The following is a 1045-nucleotide window of genomic DNA, read 5'->3' as shown; positions in this document are numbered from 1 at the left end:
GTGCGCTGCCGAGCTGGCGAAACCGCTCGAAGATCAGCCGGATTACCTGCTGGAGCCGGAAGTCAGGATCGAGACCGAGGCCGACCTCGCGATGCCAGATATAGCCGATCGGCACGCTGATCCGAAGTTCGCCACGGCGCGCCTTCGCCCGGGCGGCGTCAAGCATGCGCGCCCGGATCACCCCGAGCTCGAACTCGCTGATGCTGCCCTTCATGCCGAGCAGCAGGCGGTCGTTCGGCAGGCAGGGATCGTAGATGCCATCGAGGTCGATGACACGCGCCTCGACAAGCCCGCACAGTTCGAGCAGGTGGTGCCAGTCCCTGCCGTTGCGCGCCAGCCGCGAAGCGTCAAAGCAGAGCACGGCGCCGACTTCCCCGGCGCACAAGGCGGCGACAAGCTTCTCGAAGCCGGGCCGGGCCACCATGCCGCTGGCGGAGCGGCCGAGATCGTCGTCGATCACATCCACGGTCCTGAAACCACGACGACGCGCGACCTCGACCAGTTCATATTGCCGTCGCCGGCTCTCGGTGTTGAGCTCCACCTGGGCCGGGGTCGATTGGCGCACATAGACCACCGCCTTGCGCTGCAGGATGGCCGGTGGAAGGAGATCACCGTCCATCATCGTCTTGCTCCAACTTGCTCGTTCCCGCCGCTTCGGCCAGCAGAATGGCCAGGCGCGTCAATACCTGCTGGCGCTCCCGTGGGCTCATTCCGCGCAACCGCTCCGAGTCGAACTGCATCTGCAGTTGCCTGGGGCTCGACGGCCCGGTGGGCAGGTCTTGCATCGGTCTGTTCCTTTCCGGCGATGACATCACCGGAAGAGCTTCGCCGAAGACCGCGCCGAGTCAGAAGGTCATCGAGATCCGACAGGGCCGCGAGCGATACGCGCGGTGTGCCGAGGTTCATGCCCGCGCAGGCTACCGGATCGAGCATCCATGCGGCCACGACCGTAAATATCCCAGGCAGCACCTCGATATGGAAGAACTGACCGGACTTGCGTCGGTCGACACGCTCGACCCGAAACTGTCGGCCGAAAAGCGCGTGC

Annotated in this window: 2 protein-coding genes; one reads left to right on the top strand and one right to left on the bottom strand. The window is 65.4% G+C overall.

Going from position 1 to position 1045, the window contains the following annotated elements; all coding sequences use genetic code 11:
• On the bottom strand, positions 1–622 hold a 622-nt coding region (locus tag ACFOMP_RS19825; RefSeq protein WP_379033793.1), incomplete at its 3' end, for a recombinase family protein.
• Between the two features lie 44 nt (positions 623–666).
• Here ACFOMP_RS19825 and ACFOMP_RS19820 point away from each other — a divergent pair.
• The coding region (locus tag ACFOMP_RS19820) for a hypothetical protein (RefSeq protein WP_379033790.1) at positions 667–1045 on the top strand (379 nt) is incomplete at its 3' end.

The sequence above is a fragment of the Paracoccus simplex genome (assembly GCF_042648325.1).
GTDB lineage: Bacteria > Pseudomonadota > Alphaproteobacteria > Rhodobacterales > Rhodobacteraceae > Paracoccus > Paracoccus simplex.
The sequence above is the reverse complement of the archived record's forward strand: the minus strand, read 5'-3'. Positions and strand labels throughout refer to the sequence as shown.